Origin of the sequence: Burkholderia ubonensis subsp. mesacidophila (genome assembly GCF_002097715.1) — a bacterium.
GTDB classification, from domain to species: domain Bacteria; phylum Pseudomonadota; class Gammaproteobacteria; order Burkholderiales; family Burkholderiaceae; genus Burkholderia; species Burkholderia mesacidophila.
This window is the reverse complement of sequence record NZ_CP020737.1, coordinates 2,561,678-2,583,144: the sequence shown is the minus strand read 5'-3', so window position 1 is coordinate 2,583,144 and position 21,467 is coordinate 2,561,678. Positions and strand designations below refer to the sequence as shown.

Genomic DNA, 21,467 nt, shown 5'->3' with positions numbered 1-21,467 from the left:
ATGAACCGGTTTCTTTTCAAGTCGATCTCGGCGGCCTGCGCCGCCGGCTCTCTGGCTTGCAGCCAGGCCGCATTCGCGGCATCGGCCGCGGGGAATGCGCAAGCGCCGTCGGCATCGCATCCGGGCGTCGCGCAGATCGTCGAGCGCAATGTCGCGGCCCACGGGGGGCTGCAGGCGTGGCGAGCGGTCTCGACGATGAAGATGACGGGGCAGCTCGATGCGGGCGGCACGAAGAATGTCCGGCTGCCGTTCACGCTGACGTTGAAGCGCCCGCACAAGAGCCGCCTCGAGATTCAATTCGAGCAGCAGACCGCATTGCAGGTGTACGACGGCGCGCAAGGCTGGATGGTCAGGCCGTACCTCGGACGCAGCGAAATCGACCCGTATTCGCCGGCGCAGCTCAAGTCGGCCGCGGCGTCGGCCGAGCTCGACGGCCCGCTGATCGACTACGCGAACAAAGGCACGACCATCCAGGCGCTCGGCACCGAGCAGGTGGAAGGGCACCGCGCGTACGTGCTGAAGCTGACGGCGAAGGATGGCTCGGAGCGCCGCGTGTGGGTCGACGCGTCGAGCTATCTCGAACTGAAGATCGACGGCGAGCCGCGCGTGCTCGACGGCAAGACGCACAGCGTCGCCGTCTTCTATCGCGATTACCGGAAGGAGAACGGACTCGTCGTGCCGCACACGCTCGAGACCGTCGTGAGCGGCGTCAAAGAGACGCGCAAGATCACGATCGAGCATGTCGAGGTGAACGAGCCGGCCGACGATGCGATGTTCGGCAAGCCGCCGCTCGCCATCGCGAAGGCGGCGAGCCGCTAGCCGGGCATCCGGACGAGGGGGGATGGCCATGAAACGAATCGAAGCGTGGGTGTTCGCCGGCTGCGTGACGGCGGTCCTGTGTGCGTGCGAGCAGATTCCCGGGCAGAGCCTGAGCGCGGACCAGATCGTCGAGAAGAATGTCGCGGCCAGGGGCGGGCTCGATGGATGGCGCAAGATCCGAACGATGGTCTGGTCCGGCCATGTGGACAGCGCGAACGCGCCGGTGCGGGACATGCCGTTCATCCTCGCGATGAAACGCCCGAACAAGACGCGCTTCGAAATCACCGTGTTCAGCCAGAAGGCCGTGCGCGTATTCGACGGCCACGAGGGCTGGAAGCTCGGCTCGGGCGCGGGCGGCAATGCGAGCCTGCGGCCCTACACGGTGGACGAGCTGATGTCCGCGCGCGACGAGCAGGTGATCGACGGGCTGCTGATCGACCATGACGCGAAGGGTGTCGGCGTGGCGCTGGAAGGCGTCGATCAGCTGGGCGGGCACAATGCCTATCGCCTCGCGGTGAAGCTGCCTTCCGGCGCGGTGCGCCACGTGTGGATCGACGCGCAGACGTTCCTGGACGTGAAGGTCGACCGCCAGGTGCGCGGGCCGCGCGGCGCGGTGACCGTCGACGTGAACTACAGCGACTACCGGACCATCGACGGCTTGCAGATTCCGCTCAAGATCGTCAGCGGCACGGCGGCGTCGCCGAACAAGGACACGCTGATCATCGACAAGGTGTCGCTGAACCCGCCGCTCGACGATGCGATCTTCGCCAGGCCGGCCTCGACGGACCGGCGCCGTCCGGTTTCGATCGACGCCGATGTGGCGCCGGCGCAGTCGCCCGCCGGCCGGCCGACGCCGCGGCCATGAACGGCATCCGGGGGCGGCTGCGCGCCCTCGCGCGGCCTTGCACGCGCGCGTCGCGCATGCTCGTGCGGGGCGTATTGCTGGCCGCGCTGATCGTACCTGCGGGCGCTGCGCGCTGCGGTGAGCCTGCGGCGACCGCCGCGCCGGCGGACGCAGGACAGGCGATCTTCCAGCGCGGCATCCTGGGCTCGGGTGAGCCGCTCGAAGCGGTGCACCAGGACGGCGTGCGCCTGCAAGGCGCCGCCGCCGCGTGCATCAATTGCCATCGGCGCAGCGGCCTGGGCTCGAAGGAAGGCAATACCACCATTCCGCCGATCACGTGGCGCTATCTGGTCCATCCGCGCGCGCAAACCGCCGAGGATCTCGACATCCCCTACGTTCCCGGCATGCGCACCGATCGCGAGCCGTACACGGAGGAGCGGCTCGCGAGAGCCGTGCGCGACGGGATCGATTCCGAAGGCAAGCCGCTCGGCCGGCTGATGCCGCAGTACGCGCTGAGCGATGCCGACATGGCCGCGCTGACCGGGTACCTGAAGCGCCTCGATCAGCGCAGACTGCCGGGCGTGGCGGACACGGTGCTGCATTTCGCGACGATCGTCACGCCGGACGCGGACCCGGTGAAGCGGGCAGGCATGCTCGACGTCCTGCAGCACTACTTCGCGGACAAGAACGCGTTTCCGTTCGGCGCGACGCCGCCGCTGCGCTCGACGCGCAAGATGATGTTCATGGTCAATCGCCGCTGGGAACTGCATGTGTGGGAACTCAAGGGGCCGCCGGACACGTGGCATGAGCAGTTGCGACAGGATCTCGCGCGGCAGCCGGTGCTGGCCGTGGTGTCCGGGCTCGGCGGCAGGAACTGGGCGCCGGTCCACGATTTCTGCGAGGAGGAGGCCGTGCCTTGCCTCTTTCCGAACGTCGAGGTGCCGGTCGAAACGGATCACGATTTCTATTCGGTGTACTTCTCGAAGGGTGTGCTGCTCGAGTCGGCGCTGATCGCGAAGCGCATTCTGGATGAGGCAGGCGCGCGACCGGCGACGAAAGCGGTGAAGACGGTGTGGCAGGTGTTTCGCGCGGGCGACAACGGCGAGCGGGGCGCGCAGGCGCTGGCCGCCGCGCTGAAAGGGCGCGGCTTCGCGGTGTCGAACCACGCGCTCGCGCCCGGCGACAGCGTCGCGCACGCGCTGCACCGGATGCCGCGCGACGACGTGCTCGTGCTGTGGCTGCGGCCGCCCGACATCGCGGCGCTCGACCATGTGCCGCCCGCGTCGGACACGGTCTTCATGTCGGGGCTGCTCGGCGGGCTCGACAATACGCCGCTTCCGCCAAGCTGGCGCGGCGTGACGCGCATCGCGTACCCGTTCGACCTGCCGGAGGGGCGGCGCGTGCGCGTCGATTATGCGTTCGGCTGGTTCACGATCCGGCAGATCCCGATGGTCGCGCCGCAAGTGCAGGCGGACACGTATCTCGCATGCGGGCTGCTCGCCGAGACGCTCAGCCACCTGGTCGACGCGTTCGTGCGCGAGTACCTCGTCGAGCGCATCCAGGACATGCTCGAACGCCGCATCCTCACGGGCTACTATCCGCGCCTGACGCTCGCACCCGGGCAGCGCTTCGCATCGAAGGGCGGCTATATCGTCCGGTTCGCCGGGCCGGATCGGATGAAGCTCTCCGCGGACGGGGGCTGGATCGTCCCTTGAGCAGTCGCTGCGCCGCGATCGGGTAAAGATCAGCACGCGATAAGAGGGGAGTGCCCCATGCCGGTTCCGCTTGGCGCTTTGCACAATGAAGACATCGCGCGACATCCGCCTGTCGCGCCGGAGCGGGGCGACACAGGGTGGTGGGGGATACAGTGATGACACACTTCTTTGTCAGCCGTGACGCGCGTCGTCACTGGATACGTCGCGGCTTTATGGTTGCACTGGCAACTATCGCGTGGCTGCAGTTTTCCACCGCACAGGCGCTGCCGATCTTCGCGCGCCAGACCGGGCAAAGCTGCGTGGCGTGCCACGCCGGCGGGCAGTTTCCGGAGCTCACGCCGTATGGGCGCCTGTTCAAGCTGAACGGCTATACGCTCGGCGAGCGCACGATTCCGCTCGCCGCGATGGCCATCGGCGACCTGAGCACGACGCGGGCCAACAGCGACGCCAGCGGCAATCCGATCAATACGAAGAACGGCCAGCCGATCTTCGACTTTGCGAGCGTGTTCCTCGCCGGGAAGATCACCGACCATCTCGGCGGTTTCGCGCAGTTCACCTACACGAACTACGATCACCAGAACGACAGCGGCAAATGGAAAGGCCACTGGGCATCGGACAACACCGACTTCCGTTTCGTCGACCGGATCATGTCCGCCGCGAACGACCTGATCCTCGGCTTGACGGTGCACAACAATCCGACCGTGCAGGACGTGTTCAACACCGCGCCCGCATGGGGCTATCCGTACATCTCGTCGACGATCAGCCCGGTTGCGAAGATCCCGAGCCTGCCGGTGATCGAGGGAAGCCTCTCGATGCAGGCCGTCGGCACGGGCGCCTATCTGTACTGGAACAAGACGGTCTACGCCGAGCTGACCGCGTACAGCACGGCAGACGGCATCTGGTCGTTCCTGAGCCACGGGAACAAAGAGGGGAACCCGGACCACCCGCAGGTCTATCTGCGCGGCTACAACCCGTATGCGCGCATCGCGCTGACGCACGACTGGGGCCCGCATAGCCTGATGGTTGGCGCATTCGGGTTCAGCGTCAACATCTATCCGAACGACCCGAACAATTTCCCGATCTTCGGCACGGGCGTCACGCGCTATCGCGACTATGGCTTCGACTCGCAATACCAATACCTGCTGGAGCCGCACACGATCACCGCGCAGGCGCGCTACGTGCGCGAGAACATTCACGACCCGAACAACTTCGTGCTGAGCGACAACACCTCGGCGAATCTCAACTCGCTGCGGCTCAAGGCGTCGTACATCTACCAGAACAAATACGGCGTCAGTCTTTCGTTCTTCAACACGACAGGCACGCCGGACAGCACGCTGTACGCGGCCAGCGCGAACTTCCATCCGAACACGCAGGGCTGGACGCCGGAGATCTTCTGGATACCGGTTCAGTACGTGCGCGTCGGCCTGCAATACACCCACTTCACCAAGTTCCTCGGCGCGACGACCAACTACGACGGCAACGGGCGCAACGCGAGGGACAACGACACGCTGTTCCTGTACCTATGGGTCGCTTCGTTCTGACCTCCCGTCCGGCGTTTCCCGTGCGCGTGGCCGACTGGAGCACGCGCAGCGGGAGGGCGGCGCGCATCTCGCATCGCGTGTCGATGCGCATGCGCACCGCCGCCGAACGGAATCGCTTCAAAGCGCGGCAAAAATTGCGGCAAGGAGGATCGTGACATGAACAAGGTGGCCCATATCGTGTCGCTTGCGATGCTGCTGGCCGGGTCGGCGTGCCACGACCTGGAGCGCTCGCGACAAGTCGACAACCCGGCCGTGGCCGGCAAGACCATCGCGCTGCAGGTGTGCTCGAACTGCCACGGGGCAACCGGCGTGTCGGTGTCGCCGATGTTCCCGAAGCTCGCCGGGCAGCGCAAGGAATACCTCGTCGACCAGCTGACGGACTTCAAGCTTCACGCCCGGGCAGACGCGAATGCGAAGCGGTACATGTGGGGCTTCACGCACCTGACCGACGCGCAGATCGACGAGCTCGCGACGTATTTCTCGAGCCAGAGCGCGACGCTGGGCGACGCCGAAGATCTCGCGCTGATCAACGCGGGCAAGGCGATCTTCGAGGCGGGCCTGCCGGACAAGGGCGTCGCGGCATGCATCGGCTGTCATGGCCAGCATGGCGAGGGCGTCAGCCGGTTTCCCCGTCTCGCCGGCCAGCATGCGGATTACGTGGTGAAGCAGCTCAGGATCTTCCGCGAAACCGACACCCGGCCGCGAGGCGCCGTCATGAAGGACGTGTGCTCAAACATGTCGGAGCAGGACATGCGCGCTGTGGCGGCGTTCGTCGAGGCGTTTCCGCCGGAGGCCGAGGCGTCGGCGAGCCCGACCGCCGATCGTTAAACATTTCAGTGCTTCGTCTCCCCCCGGGGCGGGGCGCTGCTTTTTATTCCTGCGGTACGCGGTTCCGTCACGGTGAAGACGATGAAGATCACGCAATCCGTTCGTGGCGGCGCAGCGCTGGCCCGCAAGTCGCGGCAGCGGCGACGGGCTGCCGAACCGCTGTTTGCGCCGAACGACGCGCGCCCGTTCCTGCTGCGTCTCGACGCTGTCGACTGGCTGTTTGCGCTCGCGGTGCTGGCAGGCGCGGGCTTCGCGCTGACGCGCTACGACGCGTTCATGAACGGCTACGACAAGGCCGTGCTGATCGGCGCCGTCCCGGCGCTCGTCACGCTCGGCTGGCGCTGGAAGCCGGCCCGGCTGCTGATGGCGTCGATCGCGGTGCTCGCGCTGCTGTCGATCCAGATCTACCAGGGCGACCTGGCGCGCGCGGATGCGGCGTTCTTCCTCAAGTACTTCCTGTCGAGCCAGTCGGCGATCCTGTGGATGAGCGCGCTGTTCGTGCTCGCGACGGTGTTCTACTGGATCGGCACGCTCGCGCGCTCGGCGTCGGCCGCCGCGATCGGCCAGAAGCTCACCTGGGTCGCGGTGCTGATGGGCTTCACCGGGATGATGGTGCGCTGGTACGAGTCGTACCTGATCGGCGCCGACGTCGGCCATATTCCGGTGTCGAACCTGTATGAAGTGTTCGTGCTGTTCAGCCTGATCACCGCGCTGCTCTACCTGTACTACGAAGGTCACTACGGCACGCGCGCGCTGGGCGCGTTCGTGCTGCTGGTCATCAGCGCGGCGGTCGGCTTCCTGATGTGGTACTCGATCGCGCGCGACGCGCAGCAGATCCAGCCGCTCGTGCCCGCGCTGCAGAGCTGGTGGATGAAGATCCACGTGCCGGCGAACTTCATCGGCTACGGCAGCTTCGCGCTGTCGGCGATGGTGTCGGTCGCGTACCTGATGAAGGAGCGCGGCGTGCTCGCCGACCGCCTGCCGGCGCTCGAGGTGCTCGACGACGTGATGTACAAGTCGATCGCGGTCGGCTTCGCGTTCTTCACGATCGCGACGATCCTCGGTGCGCTGTGGGCAGCCGAGGCGTGGGGCGGCTACTGGAGCTGGGATCCGAAGGAGACCTGGGCGCTGATCGTGTGGCTGAACTACGCGGCGTGGCTGCACATGCGCCTGATGAAGGGCCTGCGCGGCACGGCCGCCGCCTGGTGGGCGCTGACGGGCCTGCTCGTCACGACGTTCGCGTTCCTCGGCGTCAACATGTTCCTGTCCGGGCTGCACAGCTACGGCAAGCTTTGAAGCGGCGCGCGTGGCGCCGTCTACCGTGTTCTACCCATGCGTTACGGCGAGTGTTCCTACTTCAAGCGAGTCGTGCGCCGGACGAGAATGTCGTCAGGGGCATCCGTTCAGGCGTGACGCAAGGTAGGGGGAGGAGCCATGAGACGCATCTATTTTCTGTTGCCGACGCCGCAGTGCGCGCATCTGATCGTGAACGAGCTCCTGCTGGAGCGGGTCGAGTGGCGGCACATCCATGTCATCGCGAACCACAACACCGTGCTCGACGGTTTGCCGGCGGCGACGCTCGCGCAGCGCAGCGATCTGCTGCCGTCGCTGGCGCGCGGCACGGCCGTCGGTTGTGCGACCGGGATGGTGATGGCGCTGCTCGCGTTGATGTTTCCGCCGGCGGGCCTGCCGATCGCCGGCGGCGCCGTGGTGACGATCACGCTGTCCGGCGCCGGCTTCGGCGCGTGGGCGGCGTCGATGATCGGCGTCGACGTGCCGAATACGCGCCTGAAGCGGTTCGAGGAAGGGATCGACCGCGGCGAGCTGCTGATGATGATCGACGTCGCGAAGGACCGCGTGCATGAAATCGAAGACATGATCAAGCTCCACCACGCGGAGGCGCACCTCGAAGGCGAGGACCCGGCGATTCCGGCGTTTCCATGAGCGGTTGGCCAGGTGCGGCCGGCCAGGCCGGCGTGATACGCGTTGCCGGGCATCGCACCGGCAACGCTTGCGTTCGCACTGCATCCGCTGCATCGCGATGCGTGGCGCGAGGATCGGCATCGGCTAGTTCGTGGCGAGCAGCTGCTTGTAACGCGCGAGCACGCGCGGGACGTAAACGCGCGTCGTCGGAAACGACGGAATGCGATAGCCGGCGCGTATCACTGCGTTTTCTCCGGCGTGGTATGCGGCCAGCGTGAGCTCCACGTTCTCGTTGAACAGGTCGAGCAGGAAGCGCAGGTATTGCGCGCCGGCCAGCACGTTGTCGCGCGGATTGAGCATGTCTCCGCGCGAAAAGCGTCGCGCGGTGTCGGGCATCAATTGCATGAGGCCGAGCGCGCCTTTGTCCGACACCGCCTTCGGGTTGTATCCCGACTCGACGTCGATCACCGCGCGCAGGAGTTCGGGGCGAACGCGAAACGCGTGGCTCGCCTCGTCGATCACGTCCGCGAACCGCGGCAGCACGACGCCATCGGCCGGTTTCGACGACACGCGCTTCATGCCCGGGTCGGCGCCTGGCGGGCCCGCGACGATCACCTTCAGGCCGGCCTTGCCGGGCTGGTTCGTCAACACGATGACGCCGTTGCTCGTGACCGCACCGAATATTTCCGCACGCACGCCGCATGACCACGCGCAGCCGAGCCCCACGCATGCGGCGACGATTGCGTTTCCCAAGCGGAATGAAGGGCGTCGGTGCATCTTCCGAATCTCCTGCACTTGAATTGTGGTGGAGGAAAAATCGGATCGACAATGGGGCACCTCCCTACACTTCGACGCATGCGCCGTCGGCTGAGACGGATGGTGCAAGATTGTTACATCGGTAATCGACGGTAATGGAAGTTGCTCAACGCCGATTACAATTCTTGCGACGCACCACAAGGTATTTTTCGGGTTCGACGTTGTCGCGATTCAATTATTTCCACTCGCCGCGAGAAATGAGCGGTAATTCCGCTATCCGTAGTCGCACTGACGCGGCAAAAAAAATCCATTCGATTCAATCCTGAAACATCCTTGAGGACGCCCGGCTGTTTCCGGCCGGCGGCGCCGGGCGCATGGTCCGGCTCATGCCGGCCGGCCGTGCCGTGGCGCGAACCTTGCTCATCCGAGCGGTATGGCAGTCGGTTGTCGGCGCAATCGAGTCGGGAAGTGAGGACTGGGAAAGATGCCCAGCGGACGGTGCCGGCACTGCGGACATGACATCGCCATACCGAGCATTCCGCAGTGTCCGGGTAGGGGGGCTACCGGGAGTGGAAGACGTGAACACCAAATGTCGCGTGGTAATTGCAGAGGACCATGACCTGCTGAGAAACGGCCTGCGCTCGATGCTGAGTGCGCAAGGCGATTACGAGGTCATCGGCGAGGCGAGGGACGGCAAGGAGGCGTGTCAGCAGGCGATCGCGCTTGCCCCGGACCTGATGCTGATCGACCTGTCGATGCGCGGGATGAACGGCATCGATGCCAGTGCAACGATCAAGCGGCGCTCGCCGCAGGTGCGGATCGTTGCGCTGACGGTGCATCAGAGCGAGGAGTATGTGCGCGAAGCGCTGCGCGCGGGCGTCGACGGCTACGTGCTCAAGGACGTCTCGTTCGAGGAACTGCTGCTGGCGATGCGAACGGTCATGCAGGGCAAGAAGCACCTGAGCGCGGACGTGTACGGGTACATGGTCGATTCATTCGTGACCGGCCGCGAAATGCCCGCGCCGAAGACGGCCTGGGACATCCTGACCGCGCGCGAGCGCAGCGTGCTGAAGCTGATCGCCGAAGGGCGCACCAACCGGCAGGTCGGCCAGTACCTGAACCTGAGTCCGAAGACGATCGAGAAGTATCGCGCCAGCATGATGCACAAGCTCCATATCGCGAACCTGACGGAACTGGTGCTTGTCGCGATGAACATGGGCCTGCTGACGTCGCTGGCGGCGAAGTGCGCGGAGCCCAATGCGAACGACCTGCCGGCACGCCTGGCCGGCAACGGCGATCCGGCGGGCGGCGCGGACGCGAGAGCGTCGTTGCGCGAATATCCGCTCGGCGAAGCGGACGGCTGAGCGTGCGGGGCGCGCGTCACAGCGCCCAGGTCGCCGAGACGAACGTGCCGGTCGTGGCCGACGACCGGATCGAGAACGTGCCGCCGTGCGACTCGACGCGGTACTGCATGCCGATCAGGCCGAGGCCGGTCGTGCGCGCGTCTTCGGTCGCCAGCGGGCGGTGCTCGTAGCCGATGCCGTTGTCCTGGATCGTCAGCAGCAGTCCGCCCGCGACATGGTGCAGGCCAAGCGAGATTTCGGTGGCGTGCGCGTGCTTGACGATGTTGTTGAGCGCCTCCTGCGCGACCCGGAACATATCCGCTTTCAGGTGCTCCGGCACGTCGTCGTCGTCGACGTCGCAATTGAACGTGACCGACAGCGTTTCCGTGTCGCGCTCGACGCGCCGGCACAGCGACGCCAATGCCGCGGGCAGGCCGAGCCTGTCGAGCATCAGCGGCCGCAGTTCCCCGCATATCTGCCGCACGTCGCCGATCGTTTCGCGGATGCGATGAACGGTGGCGTCGAGCAGGCTTTCGGCCTCGTCGATGTCGCCGCGGCGAAGGCGCATGAGCGCGTCCTCGTTCATCAGCTTGATGAGCGTCAAGGCCTGGCCGATGCCGTCATGCAGTTCCGCGCTCAGCCGATGGCGCTCCTTTTGCTGACCCAGCATCAGCCAGGTCTGGCAAGCGCGCGCATCGGCATCGAGCGATGCGGCCGTGCCGCGCTGCTTGGGTTCGAAGGCAACCGGTTCCTCGAACAGCGTCAGCAGCATGCCGGCGACCGCATTCCGGGCGGGGAGCGGCTGCTGATGCAGCAGGAGCTGCACGGGATGCCCGGTGCGCCCGCAGAGCATCGCGCCGAACGAGTGAAACGGGCTGCGGGCGCTCGTCGACAATTCGTCTGCCAATTCGGCGTGGGTGTCGTCGGGTGCGAGGTCGGCGAGGTGCTTGCCGACGAGATCGTCGTTCGAGTAGCCCAGGAGCGTCGCGGCGCTGCGATTCACGGAGACGAAGACGCCGCCGGGCGTGAGGATGGCAAGCGCTGCCCCGCGCGCATCGGTGACGATGCCGGCGCCGCGATTGCCTGGACGGACCGCGCCGCGGAGCTTGCGCATCGCGTCGATCAGGTCGAGCAGCCTGATCTGCGGCCCTTCGGGCTGGCGTTCACTCATGAGAGCTCCCGATAGTGCGTAATCAGGAAACCGTAAGATTTCCGCCATTCTAGGCCCCGACCGGCGCACGCGGCAACCGGGTGATTGCGGGGGCGTGGCATGGGGGGCATCCCGGTTGTGGACGACGGGTAATCCACCAAGCGGACGTACCCTACCGGCCTTTGGGGGGCGTCATCCAATGACCGTCGCGAACATATTCCCGACACTGAACGTGCGGGGTCGGGAAGCCATCGCGGCCTCGCTTATCGCCACGGAGACGGATATGAAAGGGACTGCGAAATCGACGGCGGGCGCATTCGTGCTCGCAGGCGCCGCGCTTGCCGCGACTGCCGCGTGGTGTGCGCCTGCCGAGGACGCCGCCGGGAGCGTCATGGAGCACGCGGTCGGGAACACGACCGAGAGTGCGATGCCGAGCACCGCCGGGAATGCGACTGAGAATGCGACCGGGAATGCGACCGGGAATGCGACCAACGACGCGGCCGAGGATGCTGCACGGAACGCCGCCGGGAGCGCCACCGAGAACGATGCCGGGAGCAAGATGGAGATGCCGGTCGAACAGGCGCCCGAGACTGCTCCGGCGAACGCGAACGGGAAAGCGACCGACGAAGCCACCGAGAGCGCGATCGACAACGCCACCGGGAACGCCGCCGAAGGCGCCACGGAAAGCGCCACGGAAGGCGCCGGCATGCATATGCATCACGCTGTCGCCCCCGGCACGACGCACTCGATGGTCGACTATGCATTGCCGCCGGTGGAGCTCGTGCGGGACGACGGCAAGACCGTGTCGCTGGTCGACGAACTGAACGACGGCCGGCCGGTGATCCTGACGTTCATCTACACCAGTTGCACGACCATCTGCCCGATGATCAGCCAGACGCTCGAGCGGCTGCAGGGCGAGCTCGGCAGCGATCGCGACAAGGTGCACATCGTGTCGATCTCGATCGACCCGGAAGAGGACACGCCTGCGCGGCTCAGGGCCTATGCGGCGAGATTCGAGGCCGGCCCCGAGTGGCAGCACTACACCGGCTCGGTCGACGCGAGCATCGCCGCGCAGCGCGCGTTCAACGTGTACCGCGGCGACAAGATGAATCACGCGCCGGTGGCATTCCTGCGCGCCGCGCCGGGCAAGCAATGGATGCGCATCGACGGCTTTGCGACGCCGTCTGAACTGCTGGCCGCCTATCGCGACGTCGTCGCTTCCGACTAGGGGCCGTTCACGCCGATAACGGGCTCGCGCCGGCCGCCGGAACGGCCGGGCGCGAGGCGCGCGCAACGCGTCCGGCAAGGAGCGACGAACGTGGACAAGAAGACTCGCGTGCTGGTGGTCGAGGACCAGCACCTGTTGCGCGTCGGCCTTTGCCGCATGGTTTCCGAGCTGGACGACTACTGCATCGTGGGCGAGGCGAGCGGCGGGTACGAGGCCTGCCGCCTCGCCGCGCTCACGCAGCCCGACCTGGTCCTGATGGACCTGTCGATGCCGGGCGGCAGCGGCTTCGAGGCGATCACGGCGATCAAGCGCGATGCGCCGCATGCGCGCATCATCGTCCTCACCGTTCATCGCAGCGAAGGCCACGTGCAGGAGTCGTTCGCCGCCGGCGCGGACGCCTACGTGGTCAAGGATACGTCGTTCGCCGATCTGGTCCGCGAGATGCGCTTCGTGATGCAGGGCAAGTGCGTGGTCAGTCTCGACGCGTACCGGTCCCGCGCGTGCGCGCAGGGGTTGCGCGACGAGTCGGCGCACAAGGCGCGGTTGTGGAATGCGCTGACGAGCCGCGAGCGCACGGTGCTGCGTCTCGTCGTCGAAGGACACACGAGCCGGCAGGTCGGCGAGTGCCTGAAGCTCAGCCCGAAAACGGTGGAAAAGCACCGCGCGAACCTGATGCGCAAGCTCGGCATCGTGAACCTGGCCGGCCTCGTCCACTTCGCGATCGACATCGGCGTGCTCGCGCTGGGCGACGACGACCGGGTGTGAAAACCCGCCATCGGCGGGTGGCGCAACTGGGGGGGCTTTACCCATGTCGATGGACGGCACTCCCTACTTCTGGCCCGTAGCGACCTGAACAAGAATGCATTCAACGGCTTCGGCGTGGCTGAAGCGGTGGGTCGATACAGGGAGGGGGCCGTGCGCGACGAATCGTCCTCGATCCAGCCCGGCGTGCCGGGACATGTGCGGCGTGGCGCCGCGCCGCGTTGCCGCGCATGCGCAAGCCGCGGCTTCACGTTGCTCGAACTGCTCGTCGTGATGGTCATCATCGGCCTGCTCGCGGGTCTCGTCGCGCCACGGTATTTCGAGCAGGTCGGCAAGTCGAACGTGAAGATCGCGCGCGCACAGATCGTGTCGCTCGGTCAGGCGCTCGACCAGTACCGGCTCGACGTCGGTACGTATCCGACGACCGAGGAAGGGCTCGACGCGCTCGTGAACAAGCCGCAGAACGAGCCGCGGTGGAGCGGCCCCTACCTGCAGAAGGCCGTGCCGGTGGACCCGTGGGATCGTCCGTACCAGTATCGTTCGCCCGGCGATCACGGCGACTACGACCTGTTTTCGCTCGGCAAGGACGGGCGCGGCGGCGGCACCGGCGAGAACGTGACGATCTCGTCGTGGTAGGGGGGCAGGGCGCGGCGATCCGCGCCTGCCGTGAGCGGGCTTGAAAGGAGAGTCGACGTGAAGTTCGTGCTGCGTGTCTTCGATACGAGTGGCTCGGTCCAGACGCTTCGCCTCGACAGCGATTCGCCGGCGACCGCGGCGGCGCTCGCGCGCTCGCGCGGCTTTCGCGTCGTGTCGGTGAGCGCGGATGCGCGGCGGCGGCGGCGCGGCGCGAACCGGCTCGGGATGCCGGGCGCGCGCTTCAATGTCGAGCTGTTCGCGCGCGAGCTCGCGGCGCTGCTCGACGCGGGCGTCGGCGTCGTCGACGCGCTGCGCACGCTCGGCGGCAACGAGCGGCGCGAGGCGTCCGCGCAGGTGTACCGCGATCTGTTGCGGCACCTGGAAGAGGGGCAGTCGCTGTCCGCGGCGCTCGAGCATGCGAGCGACGTGTTTCCGCCGGTGCTGGTCGCGTGCGTGAAGGCGAGCGAGCAGACCGGCGGGCTCGCCGGCAGCCTGACGCGCTATTCGCGCAACAGCGCGACGCTCCACGAGCTGCGCGCGCGCGTGGTGTCGGCGGCGATCTATCCGACGGTCCTGCTGTTCGTCGGCGCGGCCGTCGTGCTGTTCCTGCTCGGCTTCGTCGTGCCGCGGTTCGCGACGCTCCTCGAGCACAGCGGGCGCGAGCTGCCGTTGATGTCGCGCCTGCTGATGGCGTGGGGCGGGATGGTGCACGCGCACGGCGCCGGGCTGGGCATCGGCCTCGCGGTGCTGGCCGTGGCGACGGCGATCGCGCTGCGTCGGCCGGCGCTGCGGATCTGGATCGCCGATCGCCTGCTGGCGCTGCCCGGCATCGGGCAACACTTCCGCGTGTTTCGCCAGTCGCAGTTCTATCGCACGACGGCGATGCTGGTCGACGGCGGCATTCCCGCCGTCCGCGCGTTCGACCTCGCGCGCGGCCTGGTCGGCGGCGCGGACCGGGCCGCGCTCGCAGGCGCGCTGCAGCAGGTGCGCAACGGCGCCCGGATCTCCGACGCATTCCAGCAGGCCGGCCTCGCGAACGCGATTGCGTACCGGCTGCTGACGGTGGCCGAGAAGACCGGCGGCCTCGGCCGCGTGCTCGACCGGATCGCCGCGTTCCAGGAGGCGCAGGTCGCGCGCACGATCGACCTGATCTCGCGGCTGATCGAGCCCGCGATGATGATCGTGATCGGCGTCGTCATCGGCGGCATCGTCGTGCTGATGTACCTGCCGATCTTCGAAATCGCGTCGAGCATTCAGTAGACCGTTTGAGGTGCGCACGTGGATACCGTCACGACACCATCGGAAGCCCTCCCCGAAGCGGGAGCCGAACTGCGCGACACGCTGCGCGCGCTCGCCGAGCGGCACGGTTCCGGCATTCGCGCGCTCGAGGAGCTGATGGCGCGCACGTCGCTCGGCGCGGACGAGCTGCGCACGCAGCTCGCCGCGCAATTCCGGATGAAGCCGATCGGCATGCGCGAGCTGAACCGGCTCGAGCCGGATTTCGACGTGGTGTCGTTCGTCGACGCGACGGCGCGGCTGTGCGTGTGCTTCCGCGATCCGGAAGGCGGCGACGCGTTGCTGTTCGCGCTCGCCGATCCGCTCGATGCGCGCACCCGCGGCTGGGTCGAGCACCGGATGCGCGCGCGGCCGGCGGTGCCGTACGGCTGGGCGCTCGCGAGCGCGGGCGACCTCAATGCGTACCTGACCGTGCGCGAGAAGGACGTGCGCGCGATGGACTCGCTCGCGTTCGACGATACGATCCCGTGCGCCGCCGACCCGGCATCGCTCGCGCTGACGCTGCAGGGCATCAGCAGCGACGACAGCCCGGTGGTGCGGCTGCTCAACTCGACGATCTACGACGCGCTCAAGATGCTCGCGAGCGACATCCACCTCGAATGCCGCGCGAACGGGCTGATGATCAAGTGCCGCGTCGACGGCGTGCTCACCGTGGTGGGCCGCATCGACGGGCGCGACGTCGCGGACCAGGTGCTGTCGCGCGTGAAGGTGATTTCCGAGCTCGACATCGCGGAGCGCCGCGTGCCGCAGGACGGGCGCTTCAAGGCGCAGTACGCGGGGCGCGAGATCGATTTCCGCGTGTCGATCATGCCGAACCAGTTCGGCGAGGACGCGGTGCTGCGGATTCTCGACCGCTACCAGCTCTCGCAGGCCGCGGGCGGCCTGACGCTCGAGGCGCTCGGCTTCCAGCCGGCCGACACGCGCTTCATGCGCGCGATCGCGTCGATGCCGTACGGGATGCTGCTCGTCACCGGGCCGACCGGCAGCGGCAAGACCACGACGCTCTACGCGATCCTCACCGAGATCAACGACGGCCTCGAGAAGATCGTGACGATCGAGGACCCGGTCGAATACCAGCTCGGCGAGATCCTGCAGATTCCGGTGAACGAAGCGAAGGGCCTGACGTTCGCGCGCGGGCTGCGCTCGATCCTGCGGCACGACCCGGACAAGATCATGGTCGGCGAGATCCGCGATCCGGAAACCGCGCAGATCGCCGTGCAGGCCGCGCTGACCGGGCACCAGGTGTTCACCACCGTGCATGCGAACAACGTGTTCGACGTGATCGGCCGCTTCACGAACATGGAGGTCGATCCGTACAGCTTCGTGTCCGCGCTCAACGGCGTGGTCGCGCAGCGGCTGTTGCGCCAGTGCTGCCCGGATTGCCTGACCGAGGACAAGGTCGATGCCGATGCGCTCGTGCGCTCCGGCATCGACCCGGACGCGACCGGCGGCTACCTGTTTCGCCGTGGCGCGGGCTGTGCGATGTGCCGCGGCAGCGGCTATCGCGGGCGGCGTGCGATCGCAGAGGCGCTGCGCATGAACGACGAGCTGCGGCAGCTGCTGTCGGAGCGCGCGCCGCTCGGGCACATCAAGGCGGCGGCGCTGCGCTGCGGGATGACGACGCTGCGCTCGGCGGCGATCGAGCTGGTCAGGCGCGGCGAAACGACACTCGAGGAGATCAACCGTGTCACGATGGTTGAATAGTCCGGTTGCGATCGGCGTCGGCGCCCGCGAGGTCGTCGTCGGCGCCCGCACGCGCACACGGTGGTATTTGCGCAAGCGAGCGCCGGTGGCCGAGCCGGTCAGCGTCGCGATTCCGGACGCGCAGTTCGGCACCGAGCCGGGCGTGCTCGACGCGCTGCGCGCCGCGCTTTCCGCCGAGCCCGGCGCAGCGCAGCAGGGCGGGGCGGTGCCAACCGCAACGCCAGCGATACGCAGCGCATCCGTCGTGCTCGACGATTTCTGGTGCAACCACGCGATCCTGCGCGGCGACTTCCGCACGTTGCGCGAGCGCGAGCTCGAGGAGATCGCGCGCTCGCATTTCTCGGACACCTGCGGGATCGACGGTGAAGCGCTGGTCGTGCGCTTCTGCGTGCAGCATGGCGGCCGCGCGCTGTTCGCGAGCGCGATACCGCGCGCGCTGCACGACGGCTTGCACGAAGCGTGCGCCGCCAGTGCGATTCGCATCCGCAGCCTGCGCGCGTGTCTTCCGCAGATGCTGAACCGGATCGCGGCGAGTTGCGAAGGCGACGCGCTGCTGCTGTTCGTCGCCGGCGAGCTGATGCAGGCGGTCATGATCGAACGCGGCGGCTGGGCCGCCTATGACGCGCAGCGCCTGTTTCCGGGCGATGTGGGCGACGCGGCGCGGCTCGCCGAACTCGCCGGGCAACTGTTCGAGCGCTCGGCAACGTGGGCGGGCCTGAAGCGCGAGGACTGCCGGATCTACCTGTGCGGCATCGACATGGACCCCGCGCCGTTCGCCGCGCGTTTCGCGTCGGCGATCCGCCCGCCGCAGCCGGCCCTCGACGGGTCGCTCGCGCGTCGGCTGATGGAGGTGGCGCAATGATTCCGCTCGTCGATATCGACTTCGGCCGGCGTCGCGTGCGCACCGCGACGAGCGGCATGATCCTGCTGGCCGCCGCCGTCGTGCTGCTGCTCGCGTGCGGCGCACGGCTGTGGCACGCGTACGCGGAAAACGATCGCGCGCAAGCGGAGGTGGAGGCCGTCCGGCATCGCACGCTCGTGCAGCGGCACATCCCGAAGCCGCCGCCGACCCCGGCGGCGAAGCTGGCGGAGAAGCAGGGTCAGGCGATCCTGCGCGAGCTGACGGTGCCGTGGCAGGACCTCTTTGCGATCGTCGAGGATTATCCGGACCACGACGTCGCGCTGATCGGCATCGACCAGAACCCGGCGCAGAGCCAGATCCGCATCACCGCTGAGGCGAAGAACCTCGACGCGATGGTCGTCTACCTGAAGTATCTGCAGGCGAGCGTGCTGCTGCGCGAAGCGGTGCTCAACGATCACGTGATCGAGAACAACGTGCCGGGCAAGCCGGTGCGTTTCCAGATCACCGCCGTGTGGAGAAAGTCATGAAAGCGGATCGGTTGCGCGACAGGCTGCTCACGCTGCGTTTCGAACTGCGGCGCGCGTTCGGTTTGCCGGGGCTCGCCGGCGTGCTGATGCTCGGCGCGGCGGCGATCCTGTACGCGGCCGTCTCGAACGTCGAAGCCGATACCCGCGCGATGCGGGATCCGGCGGGGCTCGCGCGGGCGACGCACAACCATCGTCCGGCGGGCGAGCGCCATGCGGCGGCGGACGCGATCGCGCTCGACGCGTTGCCCGACCTGTTCCCGCGCTTTTCGCAGAGCGCGGACGACATCGCGGCGATCTTCGCGCAGGCGCGCGACAGCCACCTGACGCTCGGGGCCGCCGAGTATCAGGTGACGTCCGATGCCGGCGCGCATTTCGCGCGCTATCAGGTGCTGCTGCCCGTCAAGGACCAGTACGGCGCGATCCGCCAGTTCCTCGCGCGGGTGCTCAACAACGTGCCGAATGCGGCGCTGCAGGAAATCCACGTCGAGCGTCCCGCCGTGAACGGCAACGTGCTCGACGCGCGCGTGCGTTTCGAGCTCATCTACCGGAGCGCGCAGCCATGAAGCCGCTCGCCATCAAACACGCTGCCGTCGCGCGCATCGCGCTGGCGGTGTGCTGCATCGTCGGCGGCGGCATCGGGTACCGGATGCTGGTCGCGGCATCGCCGGCGCCGCACGCGGCGTTCGACCGCCTGCATCGCGACATCGTGCACGCGCGGCCGGCCACCGGGCATCGCGCGGCGCCGTCGCAAGCGCCCGTGCAAGCGGCGTCCGCGGCGTCCGCATCCGCGGCTGCCGCGGCGCCACGCGCACCGGCCGATACGCCCACGCCCGCGGCGACGCCGCGAGAGAAGCTCGCCGCGTTGCGCGCGCCGGTGTCCGTCGAATCGGCGAACGATCCGTTCACCGCTTCGTCGTGGCTGCCGCCTCCGCCGGTCGAAGCGTCGCCGCCGCCCGTCGCGCGTCCGGCGCCGCCGTCGGCGCCCCCCGTGCCGTTCACCTACGTCGGCGAACGGGATGCGAAGGCGGACAAGCCGCAGGTATTTCTCAGCAACGGCGATCAGTTGCTGATCGTGTCGCCCGGCGACGTGATCGATGGCCAGTATCGCGTCGACTCCGTGTCGGCGTCGAACGTGGTGCTGACCTATCTGCCGTTGAACCAGACGCAGGTCGTGTCCATTCCAGAGGAAGGAAAGTAAATGAAACCTTCACGCACACAGGGTGCGCGCCGCGACGGGAGCGGCGGCCCATCGACACGCCTCTTGCCTGTTACCCCGTTCGATTCCCGGTGCATGCCGGCGAGCCGGATCGCGACGAAACGCGCGCTGGCGATCGCCGTGGCGGTGCTCGCGTGCGGCGGTTGCGCGCACGTGCCGAACCTCCACGACGATCCGACCAACGCGCAGGTGAAAATCGACGCGATGCACGACCGCGACGCGGAAATCAACCAGCTCCTCGACAACGCCGACCGGTTGCGCCAGGAGAGCCAGTTCGATGCCGCGGCCCGGTCCGTCTATATGGCGACCGAGCTCGATCCGGCCAGCGAGCGCGCCCGCAAGCTCGGCGCGATGATCGAGCAGGACCGCAAGCATCTGGGGATCCTGCAGGAAGCCGACCGGATGATGCAGCGCGGCTCGTATGCACAGGCGGCCGATCGCGTGCATCGCGTGCTGGTCGAGAACCCGGCCAATGCGATGGCGCAGCGGATGCAGCGGGAGCTCGACGAAAAGCGCCGGCAGCAGCATGCGGAGCGCGACGACAAGCTCGCCGCGTCGTCGATCATGCGCACGCCGGTGTCGCTGCAGTTCCGCGACGCGAACGTGCGGATGGTGTTCGAGGCGCTGTCGCGCACGTCCGGACTGAACGTGATTTTCGACCGCGACGTGCGGGCCGACCTGAAGACGACGATCTTCGTGCAGAACGCGTCGCTGCAGGATACGGTCGACATGATCCTGCTGCAGAACCAGCTCGACAAGAAGCAGATGAACGCGAACACGCTGTTCATCTACCCGGCGACACCGGCGAAGGAGCTCGAATACCAGGAGCTCAAGGTGCGCACGTTCCAGCTGTCGAACGTCGACGCGAAGCAGATCCAGTCGCTGCTGAAGAACCTGCTGAAAGTGAAGGAAGTCGTGATCGACGAGCGCGCGAACACCGTGACGATTCGCGGCACGCCGGACATGATCAAGGTCGCCGACGAGATGATCGCCGCGCAGGACCTGCCGGAGCCGGAGGTGATGCTCGAGGTCGAGGTGCTGGAAGTGTCGCACGAGCGGATGTCGCAGCTCGGCATCAACTGGCCCAACACGTTCACCGCGTCGACGCCGAGCACGGCGAACACCTGGGGCGCGCTGCACCATCTGCCGGTCAATGCGCTGAATGTCAGCGGCCTGTCCGCCACCGCGGATTTCAAGCTCACGGACACCGATGCGAACCTGCTCGCGAGCCCGCGCATCCGCGCGCGCAACAAGGAGAAGGCGCGCATCATGATCGGCGACAAGGTGCCGGTGATTTCGAGTTCGAGCACGCCGAGCACGAGCGGCCCGTCGTTCACGCAGATGATCCAGTACCTGGATGTCGGCATCAAGCTCGAAGTGGAGCCGCAGGTCTATCGCGACGGCGACGTCGGCATCAAGCTGAATCTCGAGGTCAGCAACATCACCAATACGATCCAGAGCGGCAATTCGCAGGGGCTGAGCTCGCTCGCGTACCAGATCGGCACGCGCAGCGCGTCGACGAGCCTGCGGCTTCGGGACGGCGAAACCCAGATCATGGGCGGGCTGATCTCGGACGAGGACCGCCGCAACGCGAACAAGGTGCCGGGCCTCGGCCAGCTGCCGTTGCTCGGCCGCCTGTTCTCGGATCATGAAGGCGATCACAAGAAGACCGAGATCGTGCTGCAGATCACGCCGCACATCGTCCGGCCGCAGGTCGCGGCGGACGCGGACACGCAGGAAGTGTGGTCGGGCACCGACGTCAACGTGCACGCCGACGAGCTGCGGCTCGATCCCGTCGCGCTGAACGCGGAAGCGCCCGCGGCGACGCCGGCAGCGGACGCGGCGGCGAGGCCCAAGGCGCGGCCGGTGCCCGGCAGCGTCGGCGGCGGCACGTCGGGCGCCAGCGCAGCTTCGGCATTGGGCGCGGCGGCGACCCGCGCGCTGCCGTCGCCGGAGAGCGGCGCGTTCGGGCAGATGCCGGCCGCACCGCGCACGACGCCGCCGCCGGAACCGTACGGCGGGCGTTTCTCGCGACAGCAGCCCGCGCTGCCCGCACCGGCTGCGGCGCCTGCGAAGGGCGCGGAGGCTGCGCAGGGAGCGGCGCCGGCAGGCGGCGCGCCGCAGGCGGCCGAACCGACGGGCAACGAAGCGGAGCCGGCGCCGGGCGCCACCGTGACGCCGGTGGCGCCGCCGGCCGCACCCTCGGCCCCCGCCGCGGCCCCGGCTGCTGCTGCGGCGCCGCCTCCGACGCTGCAGATGCCGGCGGGCGACATCCCGAGCGACAACCCGCTGCACCCGATCCAGAACGGGAACTGAA

Annotated in this window: 20 protein-coding genes; 18 read left to right on the top strand and 2 right to left on the bottom strand. The window is 67.7% G+C overall.

Going from position 1 to position 21,467, the window contains the following annotated elements; translation table 11 throughout:
• From B7P44_RS12055 to B7P44_RS12025, 7 genes are all read left to right on the top strand, one after another.
• Window positions 1-819, top strand: a complete 819-nt coding sequence (locus tag B7P44_RS12055) for a LolA-like protein (RefSeq protein ID WP_084904310.1) — start codon at window positions 1-3, stop codon at window positions 817-819.
• Between the two features lie 28 nt (window positions 820-847).
• Entirely contained in the window at window positions 848-1,684 is an 837-nt protein-coding gene (locus tag B7P44_RS12050) for a LolA-like protein (protein WP_084904307.1), read from the top strand.
• The gene (locus B7P44_RS12045) at window positions 1,681-3,378 is read left to right on the top strand and encodes a c-type cytochrome (protein ID WP_088511446.1); all 1,698 of its coding nucleotides are present in this window, start codon (window positions 1,681-1,683) and stop codon (window positions 3,376-3,378) included. The genes B7P44_RS12050 and B7P44_RS12045 overlap by 4 nt, the downstream gene beginning before the upstream one ends.
• A 155-nt stretch (window positions 3,379-3,533) precedes the next feature.
• Complete coding sequence (locus tag B7P44_RS12040; RefSeq protein ID WP_084904304.1) at window positions 3,534-4,919, top strand: cytochrome C; 1,386 nt, start codon at window positions 3,534-3,536, stop codon at window positions 4,917-4,919.
• Window positions 4,920-5,075: 156 nt separating this feature from the next.
• The gene (locus tag B7P44_RS12035) at window positions 5,076-5,747 is read left to right on the top strand and encodes a c-type cytochrome (protein ID WP_084904301.1); all 672 of its coding nucleotides are present in this window, start codon (window positions 5,076-5,078) and stop codon (window positions 5,745-5,747) included.
• A gap of 81 nt (window positions 5,748-5,828) precedes the next feature.
• A complete protein-coding gene (gene ccsB, locus B7P44_RS12030) occupies window positions 5,829-7,043 on the top strand; it encodes a c-type cytochrome biogenesis protein CcsB (RefSeq protein WP_084906635.1) in 1,215 nt (404 codons plus the stop codon).
• A 138-nt stretch (window positions 7,044-7,181) separates the two neighbouring features.
• Window positions 7,182-7,691: a DUF1269 domain-containing protein gene (locus tag B7P44_RS12025; protein WP_084904299.1), complete on the top strand. Its 510-nt coding sequence runs from the start codon at window positions 7,182-7,184 to the stop codon at window positions 7,689-7,691.
• A gap of 123 nt (window positions 7,692-7,814) precedes the next feature.
• Here the strand turns inward: B7P44_RS12025 and B7P44_RS12020 are convergent, their stop codons facing one another.
• On the bottom strand, window positions 7,815-8,447 hold the full coding sequence (locus B7P44_RS12020) for a lytic transglycosylase domain-containing protein (RefSeq protein WP_084906633.1): 633 nt from the start codon (window positions 8,445-8,447) through the stop codon (window positions 7,815-7,817).
• Between the two features lie 557 nt (window positions 8,448-9,004).
• Here B7P44_RS12020 and B7P44_RS12015 point away from each other — a divergent pair.
• The gene (locus B7P44_RS12015) at window positions 9,005-9,790 is read left to right on the top strand and encodes a response regulator (RefSeq protein ID WP_231716614.1); all 786 of its coding nucleotides are present in this window, start codon (window positions 9,005-9,007) and stop codon (window positions 9,788-9,790) included.
• A 16-nt stretch (window positions 9,791-9,806) separates the two neighbouring features.
• Here B7P44_RS12015 and B7P44_RS12010 read toward each other — a convergent pair whose 3' ends face one another.
• Entirely contained in the window at window positions 9,807-10,940 is a 1,134-nt protein-coding gene (locus B7P44_RS12010; RefSeq protein ID WP_084904297.1) for a sensor histidine kinase, read from the bottom strand.
• A gap of 622 nt (window positions 10,941-11,562) precedes the next feature.
• On the opposite strand from B7P44_RS12010, the gene B7P44_RS37820 reads away from it, so the two are divergent.
• From B7P44_RS37820 to B7P44_RS11960, 10 genes are all read left to right on the top strand, one after another.
• On the top strand, window positions 11,563-12,147 hold the full coding sequence (locus B7P44_RS37820) for an SCO family protein (RefSeq protein ID WP_407924016.1): 585 nt from the start codon (window positions 11,563-11,565) through the stop codon (window positions 12,145-12,147).
• Window positions 12,148-12,237: 90 nt separating this feature from the next.
• Entirely contained in the window at window positions 12,238-12,912 is a 675-nt protein-coding gene (locus B7P44_RS12000; RefSeq protein ID WP_231716613.1) for a response regulator, read from the top strand.
• Between the two features lie 183 nt (window positions 12,913-13,095).
• Window positions 13,096-13,545, top strand: coding sequence for a type II secretion system major pseudopilin GspG (gene gspG, locus B7P44_RS11995; protein ID WP_084906628.1), 450 nt, complete (start codon window positions 13,096-13,098; stop codon window positions 13,543-13,545).
• 57 nt (window positions 13,546-13,602) lie between these two features.
• The gene (locus B7P44_RS11990; RefSeq protein ID WP_084904292.1) at window positions 13,603-14,805 is read left to right on the top strand and encodes a type II secretion system F family protein; all 1,203 of its coding nucleotides are present in this window, start codon (window positions 13,603-13,605) and stop codon (window positions 14,803-14,805) included.
• Window positions 14,806-14,823: 18 nt separating this feature from the next.
• Entirely contained in the window at window positions 14,824-16,545 is a 1,722-nt protein-coding gene (locus tag B7P44_RS11985) for a GspE/PulE family protein (protein WP_088511444.1), read from the top strand.
• On the top strand, window positions 16,526-17,407 hold the full coding sequence (locus B7P44_RS11980; RefSeq protein ID WP_084904289.1) for a hypothetical protein: 882 nt from the start codon (window positions 16,526-16,528) through the stop codon (window positions 17,405-17,407). Before B7P44_RS11985 ends, B7P44_RS11980 begins: the two co-directional genes overlap by 20 nt.
• Window positions 17,404-17,934, top strand: a complete 531-nt coding sequence (locus tag B7P44_RS11975; protein ID WP_084904286.1) for a hypothetical protein — start codon at window positions 17,404-17,406, stop codon at window positions 17,932-17,934. The genes B7P44_RS11980 and B7P44_RS11975 overlap by 4 nt, the downstream gene beginning before the upstream one ends.
• Window positions 17,931-18,497: a hypothetical protein gene (locus B7P44_RS11970; RefSeq protein WP_084904283.1), complete on the top strand. Its 567-nt coding sequence runs from the start codon at window positions 17,931-17,933 to the stop codon at window positions 18,495-18,497. Before B7P44_RS11975 ends, B7P44_RS11970 begins: the two co-directional genes overlap by 4 nt.
• Window positions 18,494-19,132, top strand: a complete 639-nt coding sequence (locus B7P44_RS11965) for a hypothetical protein (RefSeq protein WP_084904280.1) — start codon at window positions 18,494-18,496, stop codon at window positions 19,130-19,132. The genes B7P44_RS11970 and B7P44_RS11965 overlap by 4 nt, the downstream gene beginning before the upstream one ends.
• Complete coding sequence (locus tag B7P44_RS11960; RefSeq protein WP_084904277.1) at window positions 19,133-21,466, top strand: type IV pilus secretin PilQ; 2,334 nt, start codon at window positions 19,133-19,135, stop codon at window positions 21,464-21,466. It begins immediately after the preceding gene.
• The last annotated feature ends 1 nt before the right edge of the window (window position 21,467 follow it).

What these genes read in the sequence shown, in the direction of transcription:
- B7P44_RS12055 (WP_084904310.1), top strand. Translation starts at nt 1, where the DNA reads ATGAACCGGTTTCTTTTCAAGTCGATCTCGGCGGCCTGCGCCGCCGGC.
- B7P44_RS12050 (WP_084904307.1), top strand. Translation starts at nt 848, where the DNA reads ATGAAACGAATCGAAGCGTGGGTGTTCGCCGGCTGCGTGACGGCGGTC.
- B7P44_RS12045 (WP_088511446.1), top strand. Translation starts at nt 1,681, where the DNA reads ATGAACGGCATCCGGGGGCGGCTGCGCGCCCTCGCGCGGCCTTGCACG.
- B7P44_RS12040 (WP_084904304.1), top strand. Translation starts at nt 3,534, where the DNA reads ATGACACACTTCTTTGTCAGCCGTGACGCGCGTCGTCACTGGATACGT.
- B7P44_RS12035 (WP_084904301.1), top strand. Translation starts at nt 5,076, where the DNA reads ATGAACAAGGTGGCCCATATCGTGTCGCTTGCGATGCTGCTGGCCGGG.
- ccsB (WP_084906635.1), top strand. Translation starts at nt 5,829, where the DNA reads ATGAAGATCACGCAATCCGTTCGTGGCGGCGCAGCGCTGGCCCGCAAG.
- B7P44_RS12025 (WP_084904299.1), top strand. Translation starts at nt 7,182, where the DNA reads ATGAGACGCATCTATTTTCTGTTGCCGACGCCGCAGTGCGCGCATCTG.
- B7P44_RS12020 (WP_084906633.1), bottom strand. Translation starts at nt 8,447, where the DNA reads ATGCACCGACGCCCTTCATTCCGCTTGGGAAACGCAATCGTCGCCGCA.
- B7P44_RS12010 (WP_084904297.1), bottom strand. Translation starts at nt 10,940, where the DNA reads ATGAGTGAACGCCAGCCCGAAGGGCCGCAGATCAGGCTGCTCGACCTG.
- B7P44_RS11975 (WP_084904286.1), top strand. Translation starts at nt 17,404, where the DNA reads ATGATTCCGCTCGTCGATATCGACTTCGGCCGGCGTCGCGTGCGCACC.
- B7P44_RS11970 (WP_084904283.1), top strand. Translation starts at nt 17,931, where the DNA reads ATGAAAGCGGATCGGTTGCGCGACAGGCTGCTCACGCTGCGTTTCGAA.
- B7P44_RS11965 (WP_084904280.1), top strand. Translation starts at nt 18,494, where the DNA reads ATGAAGCCGCTCGCCATCAAACACGCTGCCGTCGCGCGCATCGCGCTG.
- B7P44_RS11960 (WP_084904277.1), top strand. Translation starts at nt 19,133, where the DNA reads ATGAAACCTTCACGCACACAGGGTGCGCGCCGCGACGGGAGCGGCGGC.